Raw genomic sequence first — 21,226 nt, forward strand, 5'->3', positions numbered from 1 at the left:
AAATGCAGGGTTTGTGAATTTTTGCGTTGGAACGGCAATCAGTTCAGCTGTGACCCAAGATCCTTGATCGACTGATCGATCAGGCTTCCGGCTTCTTTAGCCTTCAGGTTATCTTTCATCAGCTTCTCGGACGCTGCGATCGCAACATCAACGGCAATATTCTGAACTTCAGCGAGGGCTTTTTCTTCGGCCTGTTTAATTTTGGCTTCAGCAAGTTCCTGCCGTCGTTTTAGCGAGGCCTGCAATTCAGCTTCACTCTCTTTACGGAGAATTTCAGCATCTTCTTTGGCTTTTGCAACAATGTCTTCAGCCGTAGCGAGAGCATCCCGCTGGCGGCGCTGATAATCAGCAAACATTGCCTGGGCTTCTTCGCGAAGCTTCTGCGCTTCGTCGAGCTCGTTTTTAATACGATCAGCCCTGTCGTCGAGCTGCTTACCGACAATGGCAGGCAGCTTGTAATAAATAACGACAGCAATAAAACCAATAAAGGCAATTGCAACCCAAAATGAAGGAGACTGTAACATTATGCGTCCCCTTTCAGATTAGCATTTACGGCGGCTTGCAGATCTTTATCTGCAACATCAATGGCAATCAGTCTGGAAACTGCGGCTTTTGCAGCTTCCCCAGCGATATCCTTTACGTTGGATAAGGCTGTTTCTTTCGCCTTGGCAATGCTCTGTTCTGCTTCTTTTGCATTTGCAGCAAGAGTAGCTTCCAGTTTGGCTTTGCTGGCTTCCTGATCGCTGGCGAGTTCAGCTTTTAGCCCGGCAACCATGCCATGGGCCTTGTTGCGAGCGTCATCCAAAGCAGCCTCATATTCGGCCTTTGCTTTTTCAGATTCTTCGCTAAGCCGTTTGGCTTCGTCCAGATCCCGTGAAATACGGTCCTGACGGCCTTCCAGCACCTCAGAAATGCGAGGAATAGCAACTTTCGCCATTGCGATATACAAAATGACGAAACAAATTGCCAGCCACACAAGTTGAGGTGGGAAATCTGCTATATTTAGCTGCGGCATAACCGTTCCTAAATCCTAGTGATCAAACAATTCTCTAACGGGATGTCAGAGAGATTATACGAACAGGATAATAAGAGCGATAACCAGAGCAAACAGAGCAACAGCTTCTGTCAGAGCAAAGCCGAGCAGAACGTTACCGAAAACTTTCGGAGCGGCTGCTGGATTGCGCAAAGAACCGGAGATGTAAGATCCGAAGATGTTACCCAGACCAAGGCCAACACCGGCAAGAGCGATAGTCGCGAGACCTGCACCAATCATACGAGCGGCTTCTAATTCCATGATTAACTTCCTTCTTCAAACAAGATCTATAAAGATATTGGGCTAACAGTAAAACTTAGTGATGCAGGTTGACCGCATCGTTCAAATACAGGCACGACAGGATGGCGAATACGTAGGCCTGCAAAAATGCAACCAGGAATTCCAGTCCAGTCAAGGCTGTGATAAATCCGAGTGGCAACCAGCCACCCCACCAGCTCAGGCCGACAACAAAGGCGCCGAAAACTTTCAGCAATGCGTGGCCCGCTACCATGTTGGCAAAGAGACGAACAGAAAGACTGATCGGCCGAACAAAGTATGAGATGATTTCGATAGGCACCAGGATCACCAGCAAAAAGACCGGGACACCGCTTGGTGCGAAAAGAGAGAGAAACTTGAAGCCGTGGCGGAAGATACCAACAAGGGTGACCGTGATGAATACGGTGGCCGCCAAGCCAAAAGTAACAACGATATGGCTTGTTACAGTAAAGCTGTAAGGGACCATACCGATAAGGTTACAGAATAGAACAAACATGAAGATTGAAAAGATGAACGGGAAGTATTTACGACCTTCCGAGCCCACATTCTCTTTCAGCATGTTGGCGATAAACTCATAGCTGAGCTCAGCGATTGACTGCATACGGCCTGGCACCATGGCGCGGCCACGCATGCTCAGCGTCAGAAAAAGTGTAATGGCCGCGATAACGATAACCATTAACAAGGATGAGTTGGTGAATGAGACGTCGACGCCGCCCACTTCCATTGGAATCAGTCTTATGATTTGAAACTGCCCCATAGGGTCGATCACAAGCCCTTGACCTTCTGCCACGATACTATTCCCGCCTTGTCTGTTTCACATGCATAAACAGGCAAACCCCTGTTTACTGTTCAAAATCATCTGGGTTCATTGCTTTGGCTACTTTATAGACGTTGTACACGCCAACGACCATACCAATTACAGCAAACACCAATATAAATACTGGCCGAGTGTCCAACCAACTGTCGATCGCCCAACCAAATCCACCGCAAACCACAAAAGCCGCAACCATCTCTACAGAAAGTCGCCAGGCCCGGCCCGCTGCGCCAGATCGCTCGACACCAAGCTGCCCATCCCATGAACTTTCGTCCCGTTTATGTTGGGCGGCCTTTAGCCGAGCTTTAAATTCCTGCTTCTGCTGGTCAGTCGGCTCATTCATTTTTCGTCACTTACACGAAAAATTAACATAACACAATTCCCCCTACAGAAAGCGCGGGAAACATACGGTCTGGCTATCCCACTGTCAAGGTCCAAACCGCATGCAAATATACTCTTTCGTAAAAAACAGAAAAGCGTGAAAAATAAGCTGTATTTCAAGGGCTAGACCGTTTCATTTGTCATCAGCTGGGCGCGGGTAAGATCAACAGAGACCAACTGGGAGATACCGCGCTCCGCCATGGTGACGCCAAACAATCGGTCCATCCGCGCCATCGTTATGGGGTGATGCGTAACAACCAGAAAGCGGGTGCTTGAATTTTCCGAGATACTATCCAGCAAGTTGCAAAGGCGTTCCACATTGACGTCATCCAATGGCGCATCCACTTCGTCCAGCACGCAGATCGGCGCGGGATTTGTAAGGAAAACAGCGAAAAGCAATGCTACCGCTGTCAGGGCCTGCTCGCCACCAGATAACAAAGACATCAGTTGCAGCCTTTTTCCAGGTGGGCTTGCCATAATTTCCAGTCCCGCAGCAAGGGGATCGTCCGATTCCGTTAATGTAAGATGGGCATGACCGCCACCGAACACCTGCTTGAACAGGGTCTGGAAATGGGCATCTACCTTTTCAAACGCGATGAGAAGGCGTTCCCTGCCTTCTTTGTTAAGGCTCGCAATTCCCTGCCGAAGGCGAAGAATGGCATCTTCCAGATCTTTTCGTTCTTTCAATAGGGTGGAAAGCTGTTCGTCAATCTCATCGGCTTCGATTTCGGCTCTAAGATTAACCGGGCCCATACCGTCCCGTTCTTTTTTCAGGCGTTCGACCCTGCGTTCACTGACATCAACAGGCGGGATTTCTTCATCCTCTTCGATTTCCCCGGCTTTGCGAATGTCTTCAGGGCTGCATTCCAGTTTTTCGTATATCTGATGGGCCAGTTGCTGCAGGTTGTCGATGCTGTGATCTTTATCAGCTTGAAAACGCACCCGTTCTTCCCGGCATAGTGCAAGTGATTCTTGGCTTTTTCTCAACGCTTCATTGCACTCCGAAACAACAGCTTCTCCCTCACTTAATTGATCCTTTGCCGTTGATCTGGCGCCTTCTGCTCTCGCGATTTCGTCCATCAGCTGCCCGCGTTTCAGCAAGATCTCTTCTGGTTTTCCTTCAAGGTCTTTGAGTTCCTGTTCGGTAGAGGAAAAACGCATTTCAAGTTGGCTGAAGTGACTGGCCACACTGTTACTGCGCTGTATCCAGCTTTCTTTTTCCACCGCAATGGCGTCCAGCCGATCGCGACGCAATGCTGATTCGCGGGTAAACTGATCAAAGGTTGAGCGCATATTGCCAAGAGATTCGCGTTCTTCTCGCAAAACCTGACGGGCTGTTTCCAATTTTTGCTGGGCGTCAGTAATATCAGGAAGAGAAGAGCGTTGCTGTTTGATGTGGGATAATAACTGTTCCAGATCGGCTTTTTCCTGCAAAAGGGTTGTCTTGCTTTCCGCGAGTGAAGATTGTCTGGACTGCAAGGTTGCAAGTTTACGGGTCTGCTCTGAGACAAGTGCGCGAAGGGAGTTCGCTTCCTGCTCTTTTGTTCGCAAAAGTGTCCTGAGTTCTTTTTCCTGCAGGCGTAAAGCCGATAGCTTCTTTTCGAATTGTTCCAATTCAACCCGTGATTTTTCAGCTGCCGCTTCTTTGCTCGATTTTTCCTTTTCCAATCCAGCCAGTCGATTGCGTTGCTCCAGCCTTAGGGCCGCCGCCGTTTTAGCACCGGCCTTGCGGACAAACCCATCCCACCGCCAGAGATCCCCTTCTTTGGAAATTAGGCGTTGGCCGGGTTTAAGGGTTTTGGACAGGCGGTCTCCTGCTTCGGCGGCCGTTATGCCGATCATTTTAAGGCGGGACACCAGGATTTCTTCACCTGAGACGAATTGATCCAAGGTGACAAGGTCATCTTCAAACAAGGGCAGTGGGTGTTCGGTGCAGGCATCCGCCGACCAATAGGATTGTGCACTTTGATCCAAAGGCGCTTCCAAATCCTCGCCAAGGGCAGCACCAAGGGCTGCTTCATAACCCTTTTTAACCGAAAGATTTTCAGCAATGGGGGTCCATTTTCCCTCTGAACCATCTTCCAGCAGGGATAGAAGTGCTTTTATTTCAGCCTGTACAGCTGATGTTTCTTTTTCTGCCTCTCTAACCCGATCTCGTGCTTGCCGTTCTTGTTGATCCGCGGTTTTGCACTTCTCGTCAAAGGCCTCAATGTCAGAAGAATAGTTGAGAATTTCTTTCAGATGCAGTTCCAGTTTGGCCTGAACATCCTGATTGTTGGTCAGGGATGTAAGCGCCGCGTCAATTCTATTCGTCTCGCTTTCGATTTCGGTCAATCGCTGGGTCAGTTTGCTCATTGACGCTTCGGTGTTTTTTTGCTGATCAAGAAGACTATGTTCTTTCGCCTTGTGAGCCGCCAGTTGTTCCGTTTCCAAGTCGAAATCTGATTGCAGCTTGCGAACCTGATCCTGACGGTCGCTAATTTCACTCTGAACGGTTTTCAGTTTAGGGGCATCTTTTGCCGCTTTTTCATGAATGCTTTTTTGCTCTTCTGTCAAACGGGTGACCGCATCGGCCGCATCTTTTTCAAGAGACTTCTCGCGGCTCATATCATGGGAAATTTGTACCCGTTGGTCTTCCAACTGCTGGCGCGTACGTTTTAAGCGTTCTTCCTCTGCATCCAGATTTTCGCGTTCTAGCGTTAATCGTTGAACCTTGGCCGCGGCGGACGCTTCGCGTTCACGGAGTGGTGCCAGGATCTCATTGGCTTTTAGCGCGGCATTCTGTGCGATGGCGACCTGCTTTGTCAGTTCGGCAACAGCGGCCGATGCGTCCGCGAGCTCTTTCGTTGCTTTTTCCTGTGCGCGAAGGGCCTGCTCCTGTTTTCGAAGTAATAAAAGAGCTTCGGCTTTTCGTATATGACCTGAAATATTTCTGTATCGGTTGGCTTGGCGAGCTTGCCTTTTAAGGCTGCCTAACTGGACTTCGAGTTGCCCGGCAACATCATCAACACGTTCCAAGTTGGTTTCTGCAGCTTTCAGCCTGAGTTCGGCTTCATGCCGACGGGAGTGGAGGCCGGATATGCCCGCGGCTTCTTCCAGCAGGTGACGGCGATCTTTAGGTTTCGCATTGATCAGTGAGCCAACCCGGCCCTGACTGACAATTGCGGTCGAATTCGCACCGGTTGCCATATCCGCAAAAAGAAGCTGAACATCACGGGCGCGGGAAACGCGGCCATTGATACGATAGTCCGATCCGGAATCCCGCCTGATCCTCCGGGTAATGTCCACTTCACGGGAATCATTGTAAGCGGCAGGTGCAATTCGGTCAGAGTTATCCAGACCCAGCGTAACTTCTGCCATATTGCGGGGGGGACGGCTGGACGTGCCAGCAAAAATAACATCGTCCATTGCGCCGCCGCGCATATTCTTGGCAGATGTTTCCCCCATAACCCATCGAAGGGCCTCGACCAGGTTGGATTTACCACACCCGTTGGGACCGACAATGCCGGTGAGGCCGTCTTTAATCAATAATTCCGTTGGCTCCACAAAAGACTTGAAACCAGACAGACGCAATTGAGTAAATTTCACGGCCCCTCCATTCTATGTCTTTAGATGCCTGCGAGATACGGCCCCAATACCTCGTATTCACGGGAACCTTCGTATTTTTCGCCGTTAATGAAGAGGGTAGGGGTACTGTTAACACCATATTCATTGGCGCCAACCATCCGGTCCGTTAAAATACTTTCTCCCAGTTTTTCATCTGCGAGGTTCTTTTCGTAAGTGGCTTTCGAGACGCCAACCATATTTCCGATCTTGGTTAAAGCCGCAGTTATGTCCGGTGCTGTTGTCCATTCTGCTTGCTTCTCAAAAAGGATCTTAAGTACAGCAAAGAAACGATCTTTCCCGGCGGCATGGGCGAGAACTGATGCCTGAAAGGCAAAGCGATCAAGCGGGAAGTCCCGATAAATAAGAAACGCTTTTCCAGTATCTATATAGTCTTCCTGAATATTCTTGAACGCGTTTGTATGAAAATTGGCACAATGCGAACAAGTTAAGGATGCATATTCGACAATTGAGATAGGGGCCTTCGGGTCACCTAAAATATTGTCATTTTCCAGAATGTCCATGACACCGGCCTGCGCAGTTGCCGGAGACAGCAAAGAGCCCGCTGCACCCAATGCAAGAGGGGCGATACCGGCAGAAGCCACAAAATGTCGGCGTGATAGTGTCATTGTTTGCTCATTCATACTAGATGTGGTGTTAGTATAGCTTTTCATAAACGATTCCTCAATCTTTCGAATATTCCTTAATAAACCCAGCATTTGTGCGGGTTTGATGGGTGATGTGTTGATAATTCAGGTGTTGTTCTTTGCCAGAATTGCGGCTCCCAGTGTTATTAAATGAGCTTTCAGCTCTTCATCTTTGACCTCTTTAACAGAGTGCTCCAGCCATTTTTTTTGTTCCAAGGTTGGCTCCGGGGGCGCAGTTTTCTTGGGTTTTTTGGCTCTTTTTACCGGCGCCTGAATGATGCTGATACGGCTGACCGCCTTATAGCCAAAGAAACTATTGATTCGTTCAATGATCAAAGGCTCAAAATGTTGAAATTCTGGCGCGTGCCCGGGCGCTACTCTCACTTTAAGGGTTGCTTCTGCATTTTTGTTCTTGGAATAAGTCAATCTTTCCGGGCTGGAGAAGTGATAGAGCGTCGGGCCGACAACATTCTGCCAATGAGACAAAATGTCGGCTTGGGCAAAGCCACGCTTGACCAAAGCTGCGCGTGCAGTTTTGCCGACATAGCTGCCAATGGCCTTCGGTCCTTTTAAATGTCCGACTTTTCTCACCGGATCTCTTCTCCCTCGCCTGATTGTTCCTGTATATAGGTGGCAATGTCCTCTTTGAGAATGGTATGATCGAAAAATTATGGATAATCAACTTTTTGCGACCAAGGTTTTCTCTCAGAAGATCCTTAAATGGTACGATGTAAGGGCCCGAATTTTACCGTGGCGAAGCCCTCCCGGGAAAACAGCGGATGCCTACCATGTCTGGCTGAGTGAAATCATGTTGCAGCAAACAACGGTTGCAACAGTTGGGCCGTATTTTGAAAAATTCCTGAATTGCTGGCCGACTGTGCAACATCTTGCGAATGCCTCATTAGATGACGTTTTGGTCGCTTGGGCAGGCCTTGGATATTACGCTCGTGCCCGAAATCTTCACAAATGTGCAGGCGAGGTTTGTCAAAAATATGGCGGACATTTTCCTCAATCCGAGAAGGAACTCCTGACCTTGCCTGGTATCGGTGAATATACAGCGGCGGCGATCGCCTCGATTGCCTATGGTGTTCCGGCAGTGGTAGTGGATGGAAATATTGAACGCATCATCACCAGAGTTTACCGGGTTCAGGAGGCTCTTCCAAAGTCTCGATCCCAAATTCGGGAGCTGGCAGCCAGAGTCTCTCCTGAAAGCAGGCCAGGCGATTATGCACAGGCCTTGATGGATATTGGGGCGACAATCTGTACCCCTAAAAAACCGCGTTGTTCCGACTGTCCGGTAAATGTGGAATGTGCAGCATATGTAACAGGGGATCAGGAACAATTTCCAAAAAAGGCGCCCAAGAAGACGAAACCAACCCGAAAAGCCGCGGTTTTATGGATCGAAAACCATCACGGTGAAGTTTTGTTGCGCAGAAGGGAAGAGAAAGGGTTGCTGGGTGGTATGATGGAGTTCCCATCCACTTCGTGGGTTGAGGCTGACTATTCAGAAGACGATATCAATGCGCTGCTTTCCGAGTTGGGAGATCTTGATCATCAGGACGTGCACAAGCTAGGTGACCGGATTACCCACACATTTACGCATTTCCATCTGCATTTTACGCCACACATCCTGCGTTTGAATGAAGAGGATCGGGTTATCTCAAACCACCTTTATTGGGTGTCGCCCGAAAAATTTGCTGAAATCGCCTTACCCACCCTGATGACCAAGGTTGTGTCTTCGGTAAAAGCAGGGCAAGGCATTCTGGGATTATAACTTAGAGACCTGGCGCGACAAATTCCGGTTGAGAGATCATTCCGTCATTATTCGTATCCAAAGCCTTAAACGCGGCTTTCCCGGCAGCCATAAATTCTGCCAGCGTCAAAACGGTGTCGCCATTTTCGTCGTTCCGTTTATAGGCGTCGGGTACTGGAACGGCTGATCCGGGCTCGGCGGTCGCGTCTCTTAGCTGATTGGCTTTTACATATTCTTCGAATTCGACACTGCCGTTGGCATCAAGATCAAGGTTGGTAAATAGTCTTTCCCGATAGGTCGCGGCTTCAGCTGGGGAAATGGTATTGTCGGCGTTCCGGTCAATTCCAAGGAACTGAGCAGAATTAAACTCTGCCGCGTGAAGCGAAGGGGCTGCAAATAGTGTAATCATGCAGCCCAGTGCGATTGAAATAACCTTTGTCATCGTGCCCCCCTTGGTGGTTGAAGGGACAACAATATCCCTTCTAGTTCATTTCTGCGCGTACCTGTTGACGAAGAACGTCAATCGAAATGGCTTGTCCTTCTGCATCGAAATGCCAGAATGTCCACCCATTACAGGTGCTGGCGCCTTGCAATTGTGCACCAACTTTGTGAATAGAGCCACTGACATCTGAAGCAATAAGGCTTCCATCAGCACGAACCTTTGCTTTGTAACGCTTGCGGGAGTCAAATAAAACCTGACCCGCGGATAGTAAGCCTCTCTCAACCACTGAACCAAATGGTACACGGGGTTCTTGTCGCTTGCCTTTCGTGATTTCAAGATTTTCAGGCCCCAAGGCCTGTACTTTGCGGATACGTTCCTTTGCGACATTAATGTATTTCGTTTCCTGTTCGCAGCCAATAAAGTGGCGCCCCAATTTTTTGGCAACAGCACCCGTAGTGCCGGAACCGAAAAATGGATCCAGAATAACATCCCCCGGATTAGACGCTGCGGTTAGAATACGATAGAGCAGGCTTTCCGGTTTTTGCGTTGTATGTGCTTTTTCACCATCAATCTTCAGCCGCTCGCCGCCACTGCAAATGGGTAAATGCCAATCGGAACGCATCTGTATATCATCGTTCATGACTTTTAAGGCATCGTAGTTAAAGGTCATACCTTTGGCATTCTGATCTTTTGAGCACCAGATCAGCGTTTCGTGTGCATTGGTAAACCGGGTACCGCGAAAGTTCGGCATTGGGTTGGTTTTACGCCAAATAACATCATTGAGGATCCAGTAACCCAGATCCTGCAGGGTCGCCCCAACCCGGAAGATATTATGGTATGAACCAATTACCCATAACGTACCATCGTCTTTCAAAATCCGTTTTGCGGCTTGTAGCCATTCACGGGTGAATTTGTCATAGACCTGAAAACTTTCGAATTGATCCCACTCGTCATCGACCGCATCAACTTTGCTGTCATCTGGCCGACGTAACTCTCCAGAAAGCTGCATATTGTATGGAGGGTCGGCAAAAATCATATCAACTGATTTTTCAGGCAAGCTGTTCATCAATTCGATGCAGTTACCTTGTAGTATTTGGTTCAATGGAAGCTTTGTTGTCTCTGTCATAAGGGCATCACCTGTGGTTCCGGATAACGCCAATACTGATTCGGCCGATTCGTTCAGTCAATAACTTTTGTTGAATCAGTATCTTAGTGGAGACTCTTAAATTATAATCTCATTATCCTCCAAAATTTTTCGAATTGGGGCAAAACTTCGCCTATGTTGTGGTGTGACACCAAAGAGACTCAACCCCTTGCGATGCTCGGCCGTGCCGTAACCCGCATTTTTCTCCCATCCGTAGTGAGGATACTGCTTCGCCAGAGCACACATTTTTCGATCGCGTGTCACTTTTGCAACAATCGAAGCGGCCGCAATTGACACTGAAATACTGTCGCCTTTTACAACAAGTTGTGTCGGGATCCCCAGTTTTGGATCCCGATTACCATCAACCAAGGCGAAGTCTGGCGTAATATTTAATGCGGTTACCGCCCGCTTCATTGCCAGAAAAGTAGCTTGCAAGATATTCAGCTGATCCACTTCCTGAACGGTGGCCTCGCCGATACCGACATTGGCACAGGCCATCAATGTCTCATAAAGGGCTTCGCGTCTATTTTTGCTGATCTTTTTTGAATCTTGAAGACCATCAGGAAAGTTCTGAGGATCCAGAATAACAGCGGCAGCAACTACCGGCCCGGCAAAGGGACCTCGGCCCACTTCATCGATGCCGACAATCCGCCCGGCCAATTTTGTCTCTAGAGAATAATCTGGTTTATCAGGCATTTTATCAGAGATGTTGACTATCCAAGATGTCTACTTAGACGAATATATTGATTGACTTGACCCGCTATTTACCGGATTCGTGGCTCATGATTATAGGCGGTATCAGAGCCTCAAGACAACAAAGTATGAAGCCAATAGGTCACAAATACCTAATTTCTGATTTAAAATGGGGTCTCTGTGAAGCAATTTATTGCGTTCTTGTCGTTTAGTTTTTAATCATGTGATGGGGAAGCACCCGCAAGAAAGTGTTTTTGCTAAGTTAAACGGGGGATTGGTCTCTTCATGATGCGTTTTTTTGGCCGCATGGCGATCGTTATGCTGGTTTTTGTAATGGGACTCCCATCGCATGCGAGCGCGGACGAGAAATCGTGGCCTGCTGAATTTCTGGCTGAGGCCAATCACGATGGCCGCTCTTCCCTTATAATAAAAGTCAATGAGGAAGTTCGAAAGGCTGAAGAGAGCAATTTTGCTGTTGAGCTGGATAACATCGACATCACAGGGCTGGTAGAACAAACCCCAGACGCTCTTATTTTTAAGCCGATCGAAATCTTGCAGCCCGGATATCATTCCCTGCGCTTATATCAGGTGACCAGTTCTGGTGAATATATTGAGCAGCATTTCTGGGAGTTTAAAGTTCAGGGAAGCTCAGCTTTGGCAAGGAACAGCTCCTCCGAGCAGGGGGGTGCGGCGCAAACGGTTACCAGTGACCAACAGTTGGAGCAAGGGGATCTGATTGTTGAGGCCTCAGCTGATAATAATATTGAAATCTCCCAAAGGCTATTTGATAGCAACATTACATCGTCGCCAAGCGATCTGACGGTATCGGGTTCGGGTAATGGCGCCCTGAATATGACCGGTGGGCGCTGGACGTTTGATGCGACCGGAAATTATTTCATTGAGTCTGAAGAAGACTTATCTGTAACCGGGAACGAAATTGATTTGGGGGAGTATACGATCAACCTTGGGTACCGCGGGGCCTCTGTCAACGGATCGGCCATTTTGGGGCATCAGGACATCGGCATTGAAAGTCTGTCCATGTCTTCGTATACGCGCCGGGGCGCATCCATCAGCGTTGGTACGGCTGATGACCGGTTGAAATTTACAGGCTTTTCACTGAGTAGCGATTCACTTGCGGGGGCTGACGATTTTACCGGTCTACAAGGGAAATCCGGGTATGTAACCGGGGGGGCTGTTGTTGGACGGCCCGTTTGGCTGGAAGAAACAAAAATCGAACTGACCGGATTGTATTTTACCTCTGAGGGGGGAGAAGATGATTTCGGGAGCGGAGGTGGACTGACATCGGACGGCGCCCCAAAGGGAAGCGGCGGCGCCTTGATTGCCGACAGTTATTGGGGGCAGGATAGATTGCGATTGCGCGGGGAACTTGCATTTTCAAATATGGACCTTGATGGGTCGGGGAGTCTGGGCACTGATTTTGCGGACGCCGAAACTGTCGATATCAGTTACGTTCTTATTCCAGATGATGGCCAATCAGATGTGCCGCTTTCGATGACGGTTGGCGGAAAATGGGAGCAGGTTGATACTTTTTTCTACAGCCTTGCCAATCAGGGGTTAAGTGTCGACAGAAACAGTTATTCTGTATTCTCCAATCTGTATTGGGGGGCCTTTAACCTAAATGCGCAAGCCAGCTACGAAACCAACAACACCGCGGACCTTGCTGATGTTGCCACTGATCAGGTTATGATGGCGGGTGTTGACGGAAGTTATTCTTTCTCCATTGACCGGGAAACACCGGATGATCGTGCCTGGTTGGGCACGCCGTTTGTTGGATTTGGTTTTAATCTGGTTGATGCGGATCGAAAAGAGACACCGCTTGGTTATTTAGGGGATCAAACAGATAATATATCAGTAAATTATTATGCCAATGTCGGGTCGAGTTACGAACGCTGGAACTGGCAACTTTCCTATAACCGGTCGACATTTACCGATGAAACTGAAGTGTCGTCCGATACGACAGACCAAACGTTGGATCTGTCTGCATACTGGACTGTTTCGGATGCTTTGAACCTGTCTCTTGGTACAAGTTACAATCAATATGTTCAAAAGACTGATGGTGAACGGTCATATAATGTGACCGGTAATCTTGGCGTTCAGGCAAGCTTGATGCCGCAAACACTTACAACGAATATCAATTATAATATGAACCTTTCTTCAGGCAGCGGCGACTTACCAGATAAGCATATTCTATCAGGTGAGATGGAATGGACGTTTATTCCGGCAGACGTTAACAGACCGGGTGTCGCGCTTGCTTTCCGCGGCGCAATGGAGAAAGAAAATGGAAATTCGGATACTGCGCTGGATGACACGAAATATGAGGGATTTATTGTCCTGCGCCTCAAAGCGCCGGTTGTATACTAGGCCCATGATAAATAGTTTGAAAAACATAACGGTTGTTTTATTTACCCTTCTGTCGCTGACACTCTCGGCGGAGGCGAGTGTCAGTAGTGTTACGGCCGTTCCCAGCAAGGTGACGGTTCTGCCGACCGGCGGCGGCGTTAGTGTTACCTGGCGTGTGGTTCACACAATCAGCGCGCCGGCTACGACAGTCACATCGTCCCCTTCCTATGATATTATCATCAACGGTTTGACCGTTCTGACCGTTTCGAAAAGTTTGAGCAGAACAACAACGCCGACTGTTGGTGTGCCAGAGACCCTGACCTTCTCTGAGGTTATTCCTGTCTCGGTGACCCTTGCGAAGCAAATCGCCAAAGGTGGCAATAACGCCCGTATTCAGCGTATTTTTAATGATGGTTTAGGGGCCGGAACGGGATTTGCTCAACTGATTGCTGGCGGCGGTGCGTCTGGCGCACTTAATATAAACCGGATTGAATTGTCATTTGAAAATGGCGGCAAAACGAACGTTGTCGGCCAAAATAGCGATTTGAGAGCTGTTGCAGAAATCAATTTTGTCTCGCGGGGCTTGTTGCAGGCCGAATGGCGTGTAATTGATAGCCCCTCTATTCGGGGTGGGCAGTTTGAGCGGCGGTTATCACAAGTGCGTCGACAGTTGTCGTCTTCCGGGAACGGTCGTGTTCGCCTGGTGAGCCCAAAACTACCAACAGGAACAACAGGATTGCATGAAGTGAAGCTGGTTTTGATTGACCCGCAAACTCAGTTTACCCAGCCTGTTCTAAGATATTATGTAAATCCTAATTCCACACCGGGTTTGTCACGTTTGTCGCCATTGGAAGCGTTTCGCCCGGTCGAGGGGGTGCCGTTCAATTCAAACACAGTATTTGATTGGCATCCAGTTGCTGGTGCCGCAGCTTATCAGATTGAACTTTTTGATCTTCCGGGCGGGAAAAATCCGCTCAACAACTTAAATGCTGCCCCATTGATTGTCAGCCCATTTGATACGGATGCGGAGCTTGTTGTTGGTAAAATTGTTCCTGGCACGCAGACCTCATCGACATTTGCGGGATTTGCCGAGAAACATTTGCTGCACGGCAGTACTTATTTGTGGCGTATTCGGGCGATCAGTTCGGGCGGCACTGTCCTCGCTCAGTCAGATTTTAGAAAGATCCTATACCCTTGATCTGTTTCAGGGGAACATAGCAAGGCAGTTGAAACGCCGTGACGACTTGTTCGCCACGGTTTTCTTCTTGGAGAGCAGCGGATGATGAATGTGACCGGTTCCTTGAACGACTTAGAGCTTATTGAACATATTAAAAAAGGCGATAAACAAGCCTTTGACGAGTTTTATCGCCGGTTTGAGAAGAAAATCTACCATTTTATTCGTCAAAAATTGAACGATCCCTTCGAAGCATACGACATACTTCATGAAGTCTTCCTCGATGTCTGGCGTAAGGCCGACGGATTTGAAGGTCGGTCTAAAGTCTCAACATGGGTCTTTGGGATCGCTTTCAATAAATCCATCGACCGCCTTAGAAAACGCACAGTGGACCAGCTTGATGAAGACAAGCATGAAACAATGGCGGATGATGAAGGATTGAGTCCCATGGAATTATTAAACGCAACTGAAGAGGCGACCTTTCTTCAAAAATGTGTCGAGACGCTGAGTGAAGCGCAGCGCATGGTTGTCCATATGGCTTTTTTCGAGGATCTCTCATATCCTGAAATTGCTGCCATCATTGATCGGCCCGAAGGAACGGTAAAGACCCGGATTTTTCATGCAAAACAAGCGTTAAAGCGGTGCGTTGAAAAATTCACAGGAGCAAGATCATGAGTAACTTTACAGACAAAGAACTGGATCACCTTCTGCCTTTTTACGTCAATAATTCCCTATCCGGAGCAGAGAAACAAGCGGTTGAAGATCGTTTGAAAACCGATCCGGATTTTGACGCGGAACGTCAGTTCCTGGTTGCTTTACAAGGGAAGATCAAAGAGCAGGTGTTTGAAAAAAGCCCTGGTGAAATGGGGCTCGCCCGTCTTCATGCTGCTATGGGTGAACACGGAAAATCTTTCAAATCGACAGATGTATCAAAGGGTGTTCTTGCGAATGACAATAGCGTGCAGGGATGGTGGCGACCTGTTGCTGTTGCGGCCTGCATCGCATTGGCTGTGCTAGGTGGCATTCAGGTGAATTCTACCCTGACGGAAGAAGGAATGGTCACAGCGTCTGGCGGAAATGCTTCTGGCCCTGTCTTACAGGTGTTTTTTGAAGAACGATCAACGGAAAAAGATATTCGAAGTCTTCTTAGGCAACAGCAGCTCAATATTATTGAAGGGCCTACGGCACTTGGTTTTTACCGCGTTGAAATTTTAGGGGCTGACAAAGGCAAGGATGTTGAAGCGCTCATCAAAAAGCTGGTGGCCAACGTTCATGTGACTGAGGTGTTGGAGGAGTAAAATGCTTACTCTGTTCCTGAAGGACCGCTTTTTCAAATTCTTGCTCATCATTGCACTGTTTGCCGGACCTGTCGCGGCGAAAGGGGAAGGGCGGCCTTTGTCTCAACGCATTGATATGGTTGCGTCTTCTTCAACTGCGCCGGGGACACCGCCAGCAACGGATCCAGCGGCTCAGCCTTTGACGGTCACGCCTTCGCGCCCGACAGGTGCTGAACCGGGAACTGCTGCCCCTCGCCCGGCAGGCAGCAATAGCCGGGAGGTGACCCCTGAATTGAAAAGAGCACTTCCGGTTTATTTGCGAACAGCCAGTGTCTGCTTGGACAAGCAAAAACAGGTTCGCCTGATTGGTCGTAATTTAGGCGATATCCCCCCCGGGGTTCGGGCAGCTACACTCAAGGGGGCGGGACAGTTGGCTTCTCTTGAAATCAAAAGCTGGTCTGGAAAAGAAATAATCGTCGCCTTTCCTAAATCGCTCGTTTTGCAGCCGGGTCAGAGGTACCAGATTATTCTTAAAATAAATGGTCTGATTGTTGCCGGGGAGGGCAATCGGAGGTCATATAGGATGTGTGATCCAGTTGACGCGAACGCACCTGCCAAAATCCAACCCAAAAAGGCTGATCACATTGCTGCCGAATTGCTTATTTTACTATCTAAAGACCTGTTCGCTCAGGCACGTGTAGACGCAATTAAGCAGGAATTGGATCGCGCCGGTTATTTGCTGTTAAAGGAAAGTAATCTTGCAGGGCTAAATTTTGTCCTCCTGCGCGTTAAAACGCCAGCTGCACTGGATGAAAATGAAGGTCTGAAGGCGTTGCGCATACAATATCCTGATGCGGTAATTGACTTCAATCATATCAGCGAACTATCAGGGCAGCCCAGACTTTATGCCGATACGTTGACGGCCCGGACAGTTCAGGCAAAAAAATGCCAGACGGCAGATGGTGAGGGCTTTTCGATCGGTGTTTTGGATGGCGGGGTGGATCTGAATCACCCTGCGATCCGGGGGGACAGAAACATAAAGATGGCCGCCTTTGGCCTCGATGGGGGCGGGTTGCCAAAGGCATCGGATCATGGGACAGCAATCGCCGTGCAATATAAAGGGCGTTTGCCGGACGAGGGATATGACGGCTTAATGGTACAGTCTTCCCTATTCATTGCAGATATTCTTTCGTGGAAATCGGGTCGCATCTATGCTGCGACCAGCTCTTTTCTAGAAGGAATGAACTGGCTGATCGGAAGAAAAGTCGACGTTATCAATATGTCGTTGGAAGGCCCTGAAAATAAGGCTATGGGAACAGTCCTAACCGAAGTATCTAACAAAAAGATCGGCCTGTTTGCGGCAGCTGGGAACGGTGGCGCAGAGGCGCGCCCTCCTTATCCTGCTGCGCATTCGGATGTGGTTGGTGTTACGGCTGTAGATCGCGAGAAGCAGGTGTATCGCCTGGCAACGCGCGGCTCGCATGTAGACCTTGCGGCGCCGGGGGTTATGTTATGGTTGGCAAAGGCAGGGGGCAACGGCAGTTACCGATCAGGAACGTCGTTTGCAGTTCCGTATGTTGTCGCCAGAGCCGCGTCGGAAATGGCAAAGGAGGGTTCTAAACAGCAAAATAGTCGTTTGATGATTTTACCCAAGCTATCCGCATCGGCACTTGATCTGGGGCAGAACGGTCCAGATCCTGTTTTTGGCTATGGTCTTGTTCAATTTGAAGGATGTTAAACAAGGCTCTGCAGTTTAAGCCGCAGAGCCCCGTTTTGTCAGCCTCGGCCCATGGTGAAAAACTCATCGTTTGGCCGCATGCTTGTTAAGTTTGCCATGCGATTGCTGAGCCCGAAGAACGCTGTGATGGCCGCAATATCCCAGATATCCTCCTCCGTGAAAGCATGGCTTTTCAATAGGTCAAAATCGCTTTCGCCAATTGACTGGGCGTCATTGGATACCTTGAGGGCAAAATCGAGCATGGCCTTTTGTCGATCCGTTATGTCGGCCTTGTGGTGATTGGTCGTCAATTGGTCGGCAATAAGCGGGTTTTTAGAGTAAATCCGCAAAATGGCACCGTGGGAGACGACGCAATAAAGGCAATTGTTGTCGGACGAGGTTGTCACGACAATCATTTCTTTTTCGGCTTTCGTCAGGTTACTTTCTCGTAGCATGATCGCGTCATGATAGTTGAAAAAAGCCCGCAATTCGTCGGGGCGGTGAGCCAATGTCAAAAAGACATTGGGAATGAAGCCTGCTTTTTCCTGTACGCCCAGAATTAGTTCCTGCAGATCTTCGGGCAGATCCTTTATCTCTGGGATCGGGTAACGGCTAATTGCTTGATCGCTCATGTTGCGCCTCTTTCTTATGCGTTTCTTTATGCGTTAACGTTAACGACGGCCCGGCCTCGAATGGTTCCCTTCATCAGGTCGCTCGCGGCTGAAATGGCTTCAGACAGTTTTATTTCATTGGTGATCAGATCGATGTGTTTCGTATCCAGATCCTGAGCCAGTCTATTCCAGGCTTCAATGCGGGTTTCAATCGGGCAATATACACTATCAATCCCGTTCAGAATAACACCGCGCAGAATAAAGGGCATCACTGTTGCAGGAAGATCCATCCCTTGAGCAAGTCCGCAAGCTGTAACAACACCACCATATTTTGTACCAGCGCAGATATTTGCAAGGGTGTGGCTGCCAACCGTATCGACTGCGCCAGCCCAACGCTCTTTGCCAAGAGGGCGGCCCGGAGCAGACAGTTCTTCTCTGTTAATGATGTCAGTAGCACCCAGTTCTTTCAGGTAATCCGCCTGATCTGCACGGCCTGTAGATGCGATAACGGAGTAACCCAGCTTTGCGAGAAGCGAAACCGCAACACTACCAACACCACCCACAGCGCCGGTGACCAAAATGTCCCCTTTGTCTGGTGTCACGCCTTGCCGTTCAAGCGCCATGACACACAGCATCGCTGTATAACCTGCAGTTCCAATTGCCATTGCCTGTTTAGTTGAGAACGCAGCGGGGAGCGGCACCAGCCATTTAGATTTTAGTCGGGCCTTCTCAGCCAATCCACCCCAATGGGTTTCGCCAACACCCCAGCCGTTCAAAATGACCTTGTCGCCTGCCTTGAATTGACTGCCCCGACTGTCAACAACTGTACCAGCGATATCGACCCCAGGAACCATCGGAAATTTACGAACAACCGGAGAAGAGCCAGTGATCGCGAGGCCGTCTTTATAGTTTAACGTCGAATATTCGACCGCAACCGTTACATCCCCTTCAGGAAGGTGGTCTTCTGAAACATCGTTGAGCTCTGCTTTGTATTCGTCATTTTCTTTGGTAATCAGAATTGCTTTCACGGTTTTCACTCCTGTTATTCTCAATTGGATTATTTTTCTTGATCATGCCGAAAAACTGATCGGCAAATAACTCTAATGGATCGCAGGACTGGGCGAGTTTGGCCCTCAAAATGGCACCTTCCCAACCAATCCAGAAAAAGGAAGCCAGATCCTGGCAGTTTAGATGATGGGCAATCTCGTTTTGTTGCTGGGCCTCTTCAAGGCATCTTGAAACCCGGGTTTGCCAAGTCAGGAAAACTTTTTCCAAGGGATGCCGAAATGTTTCGTCCACGCCTGCGAGTTCCTGACCCAAGTTGCCGATCAGGCAGCCCCGTTTAAACCGGTATCGTTCCATGCCATGTTTGGCATCCGCAATAAAGTCAGCCAATCGATCTAGGGGAGAGCGGCTGTCATTCAAAAGCCACTTGTCCAGTTTGGCGCAAAAATAGGCGTTATAGTTGTCAATGACAGCGAGCCCGAACGCTTTCTTATTGGCAAAGTAATGATAAAAAGAGCCTTTTGGAATGCCTGCTTCTTTTAAAATGCTATCCAGCCCCGTGCTGGAAAACCCTTTTTCTGTTAAAACCTGAGTGCCCATCCGAAGAAGTTTTTCTTTGGTTTCCAGATGGCCATTGTCCATTTTTGGTGGGCGCCCACGGCCTCTTTTTAAGGGTACTTCCTGTTGCATTTGTTGTTTTTAGACTGATCGTCTAGTAAAATGCAATGAAAATCAGATTAATCATCAAAAAGAGAATATTGATTGATGGGTCCAGTAGGCTTTTTAAACAAGTCGGTCGCAAGGTCGTGTTTTCGTCTTTTCAGGCCGTATTTGCGGCAAGCCAGCGTGAACCGGTTAGCGATGAGATCTGCGTAGGCGCCCTGACCTCTCATCCGGGTTCTGAAATCAGGGTCATAATCGCGGCCTTTTCGCATCGATTGGATCAGCGACATGACTTTGGCGGCCCGATCAGGAAAATGTTCGCGCAGCCAATCTCGAAAAAGAGGAGAGACTTCACGCGGCAACCTGAGGAGCAGGTAAATAGCGTCAGACGCACCATGTTCCTTGGCAGCTTTCAGGATTTGTTCCATTTCCATATCATTCACAGCCGGGATGATAGGAGCCATTTGCGCAACGACCGGAATTCCGGCATCGCTTAGTTTCCGAACGGCGTTTAATCGTTTGTGGGGTGCACTGGCGCGCGGCTCCATTGTTCGGGACAAACGATTGTTTAAACTTGTTAAAGAGATGCCGACCGTTACAAGCCTTTGTTTTGCTAGAGGCTGCAAAATGTCGAGGTCACGTAAAACAAGATCAGATTTCGTTGTAATCGTGAAGGGGTGCTTTGTTTTTGCTAAAACCTTCAAAATCTCTCGGGTAATGCGTCTGTCTTTTTCGATTGGCTGATACGGGTCCGTATTGGTTCCCAGTGCAATGGGGGCACATTCATATTGGCTGCGGCCAAGTTCATTCCATAGAAGGTCCGGTGCGTTCGGTTTTTCAAAGAGTTTACTTTCAAAATCCAGACCGGGTGATAAATCCATATAGGCATGCGACGGGCGGGCATAACAATAAATACAACCATGTTCACAGCCGCGGTAGGGGTTTATCGAACGGTCAAAAGGCAGGTCTGGTGATTGATTGCGGGATATAATCGATTTTGCCCATTCAATCGTCACCGATGTGCGAAGGGCGTCGTGGGCGTCGTCATCCTTTTCCCATCCATCATCTATCCTGACATGTTCAGCCGTCTGAAAGCGGCTCACCGGGTTGAGCGTCGCGCCGCGCCCGCGTTTACTTATTCCAGAAGTTGGAAGGGTAGGCTGAGTTTCCATTCTTTTATGGTAAAACCAAAAAAAGAACATTTCAAGAACATTTGTTCGGGTGGCACTGATTATGCGCAGATTGGGTTCGTTATTTACCAGCGCTGGAAAGTAGCGTGAGGCGCTGCATACTGGCTTTTTCAAGAAAATCAAATGCGGCTTCGTCCAGCTTGTTAAAGGCGAAGGCCACCTGGTTTTTACCTAGAATAATACGGGTTACCGTCGCGCGGCAGTCAACAGACACCGAATTTTCAAGGGAATAGGACAGCTCTGAGATGCGGACAACTTCACCAACTGGCGGACGACCTCGGTAATCATCTATTCTGAAGCCTCCAAGGCTCCAATCATAAGTATCAAATCGGATTGCACCGATCTGGATTGTCATGCATGGCAACTCATGACGGTGATCCCGTCGGTTGTGAGGTCGGTATTTTCCAACTGTAAAAAAGTTTGCCATGGTTAAACTTGGAGT

The 21,226-nt window shown here is 48.8% G+C and carries 22 protein-coding genes; 6 read left to right on the top strand and 16 right to left on the bottom strand.

Annotation, left to right across the window (positions count from 1 at the left end; genetic code table 11):
- Nucleotides 1-38 precede the first annotated feature (38 nt).
- The 8 genes from OIR97_RS05370 to OIR97_RS05405 form a co-directional block, all read right to left on the bottom strand.
- On the bottom strand, nt 39-524 hold the full coding sequence (locus OIR97_RS05370; RefSeq protein WP_169544563.1) for a F0F1 ATP synthase subunit B family protein: 486 nt from the start codon (nt 522-524) through the stop codon (nt 39-41).
- Nucleotides 524-1,015 carry a F0F1 ATP synthase subunit B family protein gene (locus OIR97_RS05375; protein ID WP_169544564.1) on the bottom strand — a complete coding sequence of 164 codons (492 nt, stop codon included), beginning with the start codon at nt 1,013-1,015 and terminating at the stop codon, nt 524-526. The genes OIR97_RS05370 and OIR97_RS05375 overlap by 1 nt, the downstream gene beginning before the upstream one ends.
- Before the next feature lie 54 nt (nt 1,016-1,069).
- Nucleotides 1,070-1,294 (bottom strand): F0F1 ATP synthase subunit C, encoded by a 225-nt coding sequence (locus OIR97_RS05380; protein WP_025898179.1) that lies wholly within the window; start codon nt 1,292-1,294, stop codon nt 1,070-1,072.
- A 55-nt stretch (nt 1,295-1,349) separates the two neighbouring features.
- A complete protein-coding gene (locus tag OIR97_RS05385; protein WP_169545805.1) occupies nt 1,350-2,066 on the bottom strand; it encodes a F0F1 ATP synthase subunit A in 717 nt (238 codons plus the stop codon).
- An 85-nt stretch (nt 2,067-2,151) separates the two neighbouring features.
- Nucleotides 2,152-2,466 (bottom strand): AtpZ/AtpI family protein, encoded by a 315-nt coding sequence (locus OIR97_RS05390; protein ID WP_169544565.1) that lies wholly within the window; start codon nt 2,464-2,466, stop codon nt 2,152-2,154.
- Between the two features lie 161 nt (nt 2,467-2,627).
- Entirely contained in the window at nt 2,628-6,092 is a 3,465-nt protein-coding gene (gene smc / locus OIR97_RS05395) for a chromosome segregation protein SMC (protein WP_169544566.1), read from the bottom strand.
- A gap of 20 nt (nt 6,093-6,112) precedes the next feature.
- On the bottom strand, nt 6,113-6,781 hold the full coding sequence (locus tag OIR97_RS05400) for a DsbA family protein (protein ID WP_169544567.1): 669 nt from the start codon (nt 6,779-6,781) through the stop codon (nt 6,113-6,115).
- 78 nt (nt 6,782-6,859) lie between these two features.
- Complete coding sequence (locus OIR97_RS05405) at nt 6,860-7,345, bottom strand: DUF721 domain-containing protein (protein ID WP_169544568.1); 486 nt, start codon at nt 7,343-7,345, stop codon at nt 6,860-6,862.
- A 79-nt stretch (nt 7,346-7,424) separates the two neighbouring features.
- Between OIR97_RS05405 and mutY the strand changes: the two genes are divergently transcribed.
- Nucleotides 7,425-8,528, top strand: coding sequence for an A/G-specific adenine glycosylase (gene mutY / locus OIR97_RS05410; protein WP_169544569.1), 1,104 nt, complete (start codon nt 7,425-7,427; stop codon nt 8,526-8,528).
- 1 nt (nt 8,529) lies between these two features.
- Here the strand turns inward: mutY and OIR97_RS05415 are convergent, their stop codons facing one another.
- The 3 genes from OIR97_RS05415 to OIR97_RS05425 all read right to left on the bottom strand — a co-directional run bounded on the left by OIR97_RS05415 (nt 8,530) and on the right by OIR97_RS05425 (nt 10,789).
- Nucleotides 8,530-8,949: an EF-hand domain-containing protein gene (locus tag OIR97_RS05415; RefSeq protein WP_169544570.1), complete on the bottom strand. Its 420-nt coding sequence runs from the start codon at nt 8,947-8,949 to the stop codon at nt 8,530-8,532.
- Nucleotides 8,950-8,989: 40 nt separating this feature from the next.
- Complete coding sequence (locus tag OIR97_RS05420) at nt 8,990-10,075, bottom strand: site-specific DNA-methyltransferase (protein ID WP_169544571.1); 1,086 nt, start codon at nt 10,073-10,075, stop codon at nt 8,990-8,992.
- 96 nt (nt 10,076-10,171) lie between these two features.
- Nucleotides 10,172-10,789, bottom strand: a complete 618-nt coding sequence (locus OIR97_RS05425) for a ribonuclease HII (protein WP_169544572.1) — start codon at nt 10,787-10,789, stop codon at nt 10,172-10,174.
- 282 nt (nt 10,790-11,071) lie between these two features.
- Here OIR97_RS05425 and OIR97_RS05430 point away from each other — a divergent pair, with 282 nt between their 5' ends.
- From OIR97_RS05430 to OIR97_RS05450, 5 genes are all read left to right on the top strand, one after another.
- Nucleotides 11,072-13,168 (top strand): hypothetical protein, encoded by a 2,097-nt coding sequence (locus tag OIR97_RS05430; RefSeq protein WP_169544573.1) that lies wholly within the window; start codon nt 11,072-11,074, stop codon nt 13,166-13,168.
- A 16-nt stretch (nt 13,169-13,184) separates the two neighbouring features.
- Entirely contained in the window at nt 13,185-14,345 is a 1,161-nt protein-coding gene (locus tag OIR97_RS05435) for a hypothetical protein (protein ID WP_169544574.1), read from the top strand.
- Between the two features lie 81 nt (nt 14,346-14,426).
- Nucleotides 14,427-14,996 (top strand): RNA polymerase sigma factor, encoded by a 570-nt coding sequence (locus OIR97_RS05440; protein WP_169544575.1) that lies wholly within the window; start codon nt 14,427-14,429, stop codon nt 14,994-14,996.
- Complete coding sequence (locus OIR97_RS05445) at nt 14,993-15,619, top strand: hypothetical protein (RefSeq protein ID WP_169544576.1); 627 nt, start codon at nt 14,993-14,995, stop codon at nt 15,617-15,619. The genes OIR97_RS05440 and OIR97_RS05445 overlap by 4 nt, the downstream gene beginning before the upstream one ends.
- Before the next feature lies 1 nt (nt 15,620).
- Nucleotides 15,621-17,336 carry a S8 family serine peptidase gene (locus tag OIR97_RS05450; protein WP_169544577.1) on the top strand — a complete coding sequence of 572 codons (1,716 nt, stop codon included), beginning with the start codon at nt 15,621-15,623 and terminating at the stop codon, nt 17,334-17,336.
- Nucleotides 17,337-17,374: 38 nt separating this feature from the next.
- Here the strand turns inward: OIR97_RS05450 and OIR97_RS05455 are convergent, their stop codons facing one another.
- The 5 genes from OIR97_RS05455 to OIR97_RS05475 form a co-directional block, all read right to left on the bottom strand.
- Nucleotides 17,375-17,947, bottom strand: coding sequence for a peroxidase-related enzyme (locus OIR97_RS05455; protein ID WP_169544578.1), 573 nt, complete (start codon nt 17,945-17,947; stop codon nt 17,375-17,377).
- 26 nt (nt 17,948-17,973) lie between these two features.
- Nucleotides 17,974-18,945 (bottom strand): acrylyl-CoA reductase (NADPH), encoded by a 972-nt coding sequence (acuI, locus tag OIR97_RS05460; protein ID WP_407696676.1) that lies wholly within the window; start codon nt 18,943-18,945, stop codon nt 17,974-17,976.
- The gene (gene acuR, locus OIR97_RS05465) at nt 18,923-19,621 is read right to left on the bottom strand and encodes an acrylate utilization transcriptional regulator AcuR (RefSeq protein ID WP_169544580.1); all 699 of its coding nucleotides are present in this window, start codon (nt 19,619-19,621) and stop codon (nt 18,923-18,925) included. Before acuR ends, acuI begins: the two co-directional genes overlap by 23 nt.
- Before the next feature lie 47 nt (nt 19,622-19,668).
- Nucleotides 19,669-20,766, bottom strand: coding sequence for a PA0069 family radical SAM protein (locus tag OIR97_RS05470; protein ID WP_181017893.1), 1,098 nt, complete (start codon nt 20,764-20,766; stop codon nt 19,669-19,671).
- Between the two features lie 79 nt (nt 20,767-20,845).
- The gene (locus OIR97_RS05475; protein ID WP_169544582.1) at nt 20,846-21,211 is read right to left on the bottom strand and encodes a PilZ domain-containing protein; all 366 of its coding nucleotides are present in this window, start codon (nt 21,209-21,211) and stop codon (nt 20,846-20,848) included.
- Nucleotides 21,212-21,226 lie beyond the last annotated feature (15 nt).

This window comes from Sneathiella aquimaris, assembly GCF_026409565.1.
Lineage (GTDB): Bacteria > Pseudomonadota > Alphaproteobacteria > Sneathiellales > Sneathiellaceae > Sneathiella > Sneathiella aquimaris.

Coding starts and splice junctions, on each gene's coding strand:
- mutY (WP_169544569.1), top strand. CDS start 7,425: ATGGATAATCAACTTTTTGCGACCAAGGTTTTCTCTCAGAAGATCCTT.
- OIR97_RS05470 (WP_181017893.1), bottom strand. CDS start 20,766: ATGGAAACTCAGCCTACCCTTCCAACTTCTGGAATAAGTAAACGCGGG.
- OIR97_RS05380 (WP_025898179.1), bottom strand. CDS start 1,294: ATGGAATTAGAAGCCGCTCGTATGATTGGTGCAGGTCTCGCGACTATC.
- OIR97_RS05370 (WP_169544563.1), bottom strand. CDS start 524: ATGTTACAGTCTCCTTCATTTTGGGTTGCAATTGCCTTTATTGGTTTT.
- OIR97_RS05390 (WP_169544565.1), bottom strand. CDS start 2,466: ATGAATGAGCCGACTGACCAGCAGAAGCAGGAATTTAAAGCTCGGCTA.
- OIR97_RS05425 (WP_169544572.1), bottom strand. CDS start 10,789: ATGCCTGATAAACCAGATTATTCTCTAGAGACAAAATTGGCCGGGCGG.
- OIR97_RS05375 (WP_169544564.1), bottom strand. CDS start 1,015: ATGCCGCAGCTAAATATAGCAGATTTCCCACCTCAACTTGTGTGGCTG.
- OIR97_RS05400 (WP_169544567.1), bottom strand. CDS start 6,781: ATGAAAAGCTATACTAACACCACATCTAGTATGAATGAGCAAACAATG.
- acuR (WP_169544580.1), bottom strand. CDS start 19,621: ATGCAACAGGAAGTACCCTTAAAAAGAGGCCGTGGGCGCCCACCAAAA.
- OIR97_RS05385 (WP_169545805.1), bottom strand. CDS start 2,066: ATGGGGCAGTTTCAAATCATAAGACTGATTCCAATGGAAGTGGGCGGC.
- OIR97_RS05445 (WP_169544576.1), top strand. CDS start 14,993: ATGAGTAACTTTACAGACAAAGAACTGGATCACCTTCTGCCTTTTTAC.
- OIR97_RS05420 (WP_169544571.1), bottom strand. CDS start 10,075: ATGACAGAGACAACAAAGCTTCCATTGAACCAAATACTACAAGGTAAC.
- OIR97_RS05475 (WP_169544582.1), bottom strand. CDS start 21,211: ATGGCAAACTTTTTTACAGTTGGAAAATACCGACCTCACAACCGACGG.
- OIR97_RS05450 (WP_169544577.1), top strand. CDS start 15,621: ATGCTTACTCTGTTCCTGAAGGACCGCTTTTTCAAATTCTTGCTCATC.
- OIR97_RS05455 (WP_169544578.1), bottom strand. CDS start 17,947: ATGAGCGATCAAGCAATTAGCCGTTACCCGATCCCAGAGATAAAGGAT.
- OIR97_RS05440 (WP_169544575.1), top strand. CDS start 14,427: ATGATGAATGTGACCGGTTCCTTGAACGACTTAGAGCTTATTGAACAT.
- OIR97_RS05415 (WP_169544570.1), bottom strand. CDS start 8,949: ATGACAAAGGTTATTTCAATCGCACTGGGCTGCATGATTACACTATTT.
- OIR97_RS05430 (WP_169544573.1), top strand. CDS start 11,072: ATGATGCGTTTTTTTGGCCGCATGGCGATCGTTATGCTGGTTTTTGTA.